We start from the raw sequence: 5,510 nt of genomic DNA on the forward strand, positions 1-5,510 counted from the left end.
GACCCTTTCCCTAAAATGGGAGAGGGTTATTCGTCTTTTTTATGGTGTTAATTCATACTGCTAGTACAAGTTTTAAGGGGAGAATAGGTAATGTATATTGGAGGAAAAAACAATAAAAATTCCTTTGAAAATAACAGATATTTTTATAACTTTGTACCTATTAAATAGACAAAAAAATGGAACAGAATCAGCAAAACAAGTCTCATATCATTCCCATAGTGATGATGTTTGCATTATTTTTTATGATAGCCTTCGTTACTAACTTACAAAGCCCTATGGGGGTGATTGTCAAGAGCCAATTTGGGGCGAGCAACTTCCAAGCGCAATTGGGTACCTTGGCCAATTTTATCGCCTATGCCTTCATGGGGATTCCCGCCGGACAGATGTTACAGCGCTTAGGGTATAAGAAAACAGCCCTTACAGCCGTCATGGTGGGCTTTGTAGGGGTGTGTATCATCTACCTATCGGGAGCTATGGAGAGTTTTGCCATATACCTCACAGGGGCTTTTGTAGCGGGCTTTTCTATGTGTATGCTCAATGTAGTGGTCAACCCCATGCTCAACACCTTAGGAGGCGAGGGTAAGCGCGGTAATCAGCTCCTCCAATTCGGCGGTGCGCTCAACTCCATGGGAGGCACCATCGTTCCTGTTTTGGTGGGCTATCTCATTGGAGCCAAGGTAGAGGAAGCCTCTATCGATAAGGCCAATCCAGCGCTTTTTATAGCCATGGCTACTTTTGCTTTGGTTTTTGTGGTGCTTTCCTTGGTAGCCATTCCAGAGCCTCATATCGTGAAGAAGGTAGCCGATAAGTCCAAGGATCCCCATAGTGCGATGTCCTTCAGGCATTTTGTCTTGGGAATCATCGCTATTTTCGTCTATGTAGGGGTCGAGGTAGGTATCCCTGGGATAGAGAACTACTTTATGACCACCCAAGTGGAAAAGGGCGGCTTAGGCATTGATGCCACTATCGCCGGATCAGTAGTAGGGACCTATTGGTTCCTTATGTTCATCGGTCGATTCGTAGGGGGAGCCTTAGGGGCTAAGTTCTCTAGCAAGGCCATGCTTTCCTTTGTAGCTTCTTTGGGCTTGGTTTTTGTTCTCTTGGCCATTCTGTTACCTACGGATATACAGGTCAATATGCCAGTCTTCAACAAGGATATTTCCTTTGGTCTTGCACAAGTACCTGTCAGTGTGATGCTTCTGACCCTCTGTGGGCTTTGTACCTCAGTGATGTGGGGTGGTATCTTCAACTTGGCTACCGCAGGCTTAGGAAAATACACCGCTGCCGCATCAGGGATCTTCATGGTGATGGTCTGCGGAGGAGGAATCCTCTCTACCCTACAGAGCTATGTCGCCGATATATTGGGCTATATACAAAGCTATTGGGTAATAATCCTCGGCTTGGCTTATATCCTCTATTACGCCTTAGTAGGTAGTAAAAATGTAAATAAAGATATAGTGGTTAATGATTAATGCCACTAATGATTAATGAATTGCCTTAATCCAAGGTACAATAGACTGATGTCTCTACAGTACTAGCTATGATAATTCTTCATTAGTACGGTCTTCTGTAGAGACATGAGTTTGTTACATATTACTCAATTTTATTGTATAAATTCTTACTTCTTTCTCCTCTTTTTCTTGACTTTACTACCTCAATTGTTGTAAGTTTGTTTCACTATTCATTTTTCATTTGTTATTTGTTCTTAAAAAAAAGAAGGAAAAAATAAAAAACGTAATTTTGTCGTCCGATTAGATAAATTAAAAAGATAAAAAGAACTTATCATGAGTAAAAATGTATCTGACCAACTGGTTGAAATGTTAGTACAAGCAGGTGTAAAAAGAGTCTATGCCATTACTGGGGATAGCCTCAACCCTGTAAATGATGCTATTCGTCGCGATGGTCGCCTCGAGTGGATACATGTACGCCACGAAGAATCCGCAGCTTATGCAGCCTCCATGGATGCCGAACTCAATGGTATAGGCTGTTGTATGGGAAGTTCAGGCCCTGGACATGTGCACCTTATCAATGGTCTCTATGATGCCAATCGTGCAGGTAATCCTGTCATTGCCATAGCCAGTACTTGTGCTACACAAAAGTTTGGTACCCACTGGTTCCAAGAGACTAACCCCTTTTTGTTATTCCAAGATTGTAGCAAATATGTATATGTAGCCAATACACCTAAGCAGTTTACTACTATGATGCAACGTGCTATACAAACGGCAATCAACGAAAAAGGAGTGGCTGTATTGGGCTTACCAGGCGATGTGGCAGGAGCTGATTTGGAAGAAGTGCCTACCGCTACACAGACCTTTTTGGCCAAACCCGTTATACGCCCTTCCGATAGCGAGCTGGATAAGTTGGCCGCAGTACTGAATGACACCAAGCACAAGAAAATAACCCTTTACTGTGGGCATGGCTGCCAATATGCTGTAAGCGAAGTAGAACAACTAGCCGAAACGCTCAAGGCACCTATTGTGGCTTCTTTCCGTGGGAAAATATTCTTTGACCGTGCCGATAGCCCATATATAGCAGGTATGAACGGACTCTTGGGACACCGCTCTGGCTATGATGCTTGTGCCGAATCCGATGTACTTGTGATGCTGGGTACCGACTTTCCTTATGCCGAGTTCTTGCCTAAGAAAAACACCATTATCCAAATAGATCAGCGCCCTGATATTATCGGTCGTCGTGCCAAAGTGGATTATGGTTTTGCAGGCGATGTAAAGGATACCATTGCCGCGCTATTGCCTAAACTTACCCCACGCAGCGATGATAGCTTCCTTAAGAATATCCACAAGGAGTATGTATCACTTGAGAAGTCTTTGGACGATTATACAAAAAAGAAGACCGAAGAAGACCAAATAGATCCTGAATATGCAGCCAAACTCTTAGACAAGTATGCAGCTGAAGATGCCATTTTCACCGTAGATACAGGTATGAATGTGGTTTGGGCGGCTCGTTTTATCAAGGGTACAGGCAAGCGCTACCTCACAGGTTCTTTCAACCATGGTTCTATGGCCAATGCACTGCCTATGGCTATCGGAGCAGCAGCTGCCTCTCCAGGCAGACAAGTGGTGGCTATGTGTGGTGACGGGGGACTCTCTATGCTTTTGGGCGACTTGGCTACCCTTATGCAATATCAGTACCCTGTAAAGATATTTGTATTCAATAACCGTTCGCTTGCTATGGTCAAACTTGAAATGGAAGTTTCTGGCTATCTAGATTGGCAAACCAATATGGTTAATCCTCCTTTTGACAAAATAGCCGACCTGATGAATATCAAGGGCTATGAGGTACACAAAACAGAAGAGTTGGAAGCCACTGTAAAAGCTGCCTTTGAGCACGAGGGACCTACTTTGGTCAATATCTATACCAATCGAGATACCTTGGCTATGCCTCCTCACATTACTTTTGACCAGATGAAAGGCTTTGCTACCAATGTGATGAAGAAAATAGGACAAGGTGATTTTGCAGAAGCCAAAGAAAGTATAGCCAATAGTATAAAGCATATTAAGGACATTTTATAACGGCTAAAGATTAATGGCTAATGAAAAAGTAGGGATAAAGGAAATTATTCCTACTTTTTTACACTATAACAACTAACAATTAATAAATAACAATTGAAAACAAGAATAACAACTTTATTAGGGATAGAATATCCTATCATTCAGGGGGGTATGATATGGGCGAGCCAATGGCAATTAATAACAGCCGTAAGTAATGCAGGCGGCTTGGGGCTGTTGGGTTCTGGCTCTATGTCGGCAGAGGATCTCCGTGCTCAGATCAGGCAGTGTAAAGCACATACGAATAAACCTTTTGGGGTGAATGTGCCTATTATGTATGCCAATAGTGCCCAGACTATGGAAGTTATTATGGACGAAGGCGTCTCTGTAGTTTTTACTTCGGCAGGGAATCCAGCCCTTTGGACAGAGAAGCTCCATGAGAAAGGAATAAAAGTGGTACATGTAGTAAGTAGTAGCAAGTTTGCGCTCAAAGCTCAAGCAGCTGGGGTAGATGCCGTAGTGGCTGAAGGCTTCGAAGCAGGTGGACATAATGGACGAGAGGAGACCACCACTTTGGTATTAGTGCCTGAGGTATGTCGGAAAGTAACTATTCCTGTGATTGCAGCAGGAGGGATTGCTACGGGTAGGGCTATGTATGCTACTATGGCGCTCGGTGCCGAAGGGGTGCAGCTGGGTAGCCGCTTTATCGCTACCGAGGAGGCAACCGTACATCCCGACTTCAAGGCTGCTGTTCTCGAGGCAAAAGAAGGGGATACGGTGCTTACCCTCAAGGAGTTGTCGCCCGTACGTCTGCTTAAAAATCCTTTTTATGAACAGGTCGAAGCACTCTATAACCAAAGGGAAGCCACGCCTGAAAATCTACGCCAACTATTAGGAAAAGGACGAACCAAACTCGGTATGTATGAGGGAGACCTCAAGGAAGGAGAATTGGAAATAGGCCAGGTAAGTAGCCTTATCAAGGAGGTGAAAACCGTTAAGGAGGTCTTCGAGGAACTGCTCACTGAGTTCGAGCAAACCCGGCAACGAATGGCTAATTTGTCAATGAGTTAAATTTGCTAATTGACAAATGGTCTAATTGCCAAATGCTCACATTAAGTTGTTGGCATGTTTTTTGCCATTTAGCCACCAAGAAAGGCCAGTTGCTCCCATCGGCAATGATGACCTTGGGGCGAATTTGTTTTAATAACTTCTCTAAGTGAATCTTAGGATTATTTCGGAGCAGTAGGTAATCCGTAGGGTAAGAATGATCCAAGTAGTAGGGGCCATCGAGGATCGTGAGGTACTGCCCCTTGAAGGGAATAAAGTTCCCGAGAGGCTTGTAGTGAATATGCTTAATCTGATGTTGGATACGGAAATTCCGAACCAAGGAATGCGGAATAGCCGTAGTATCCGAGAGATAAAAAGTGGCCTCTTCTCCTTCTTGCACGCCTATAACTGTCTTTTTATATTGTTGAAAGACAAGTAATTGCTCCTGTTTGGCATGTATATATTTCTGATAAAAGAAATAGCCCTCTACCCCTAAGATTATCAATAAACTACAACAAATAAGGCTTATATACCTAACTTTTAGGTATATAACAGCCAATACAATGGCTAAGTAACATAAAATCAAAGAAATAGCATCGAAATAAGCACCACTTATCACCATTGTATCTACCGAGGCGATAGTACCTATAGCCTTATTCATCAGTGATAGCACCCCATCGTAAGCACTTACCAGCCACATAGGGAGCCATTGTAAGCCAGCGAGTACCACCACTACAATTCCCACCGACAGGATAACTCCCAAAAGTGGCAATAACAGCAGGTTACTGACCCAAAACAATCCGGAAAACTGATGGAAGTAGTACAAGGAGAGAGGCCATACTCCTATCTGTGCGGCCAAACTGACCTTGAGGATATTTCCAAAGAAATTGACAATAGCATACTGGGAAGTGTATTTTTTTGATAAAATTGAATTTAAAATGCAAAACTACAAAAAAT

Annotated in this window: 4 protein-coding genes; 3 read left to right on the plus strand and 1 reads right to left on the minus strand. The window is 43.2% G+C overall.

The annotated features are described in order from the left end of the window. Nucleotides 1-176 precede the first annotated feature (176 nt). The 3 genes from HMPREF1551_RS05500 to HMPREF1551_RS05510 all read left to right on the plus strand — a co-directional run bounded on the left by HMPREF1551_RS05500 (nt 177) and on the right by HMPREF1551_RS05510 (nt 4,577). Nucleotides 177-1,472 carry an MFS transporter gene (locus HMPREF1551_RS05500; protein WP_021628068.1) on the plus strand — a complete coding sequence of 432 codons (1,296 nt, stop codon included), beginning with the start codon at nt 177-179 and terminating at the stop codon, nt 1,470-1,472. Between the two features lie 312 nt (nt 1,473-1,784). Further along, complete coding sequence (locus tag HMPREF1551_RS05505) at nt 1,785-3,530, plus strand: thiamine pyrophosphate-dependent enzyme (RefSeq protein WP_021628070.1); 1,746 nt, start codon at nt 1,785-1,787, stop codon at nt 3,528-3,530. Between the two features lie 93 nt (nt 3,531-3,623). Beyond that, entirely contained in the window at nt 3,624-4,577 is a 954-nt protein-coding gene (locus HMPREF1551_RS05510) for an NAD(P)H-dependent flavin oxidoreductase (RefSeq protein ID WP_034544358.1), read from the plus strand. Here HMPREF1551_RS05510 and HMPREF1551_RS05515 read toward each other — a convergent pair. Then, nucleotides 4,558-5,493: a ComEC/Rec2 family competence protein gene (locus HMPREF1551_RS05515; RefSeq protein ID WP_081695744.1), complete on the minus strand. Its 936-nt coding sequence runs from the start codon at nt 5,491-5,493 to the stop codon at nt 4,558-4,560. The genes HMPREF1551_RS05510 and HMPREF1551_RS05515 overlap by 20 nt on opposite strands. Nucleotides 5,494-5,510 lie beyond the last annotated feature (17 nt).

The organism is Capnocytophaga sp. oral taxon 863 str. F0517 (assembly GCF_000466425.1).
GTDB lineage: Bacteria > Bacteroidota > Bacteroidia > Flavobacteriales > Flavobacteriaceae > Capnocytophaga.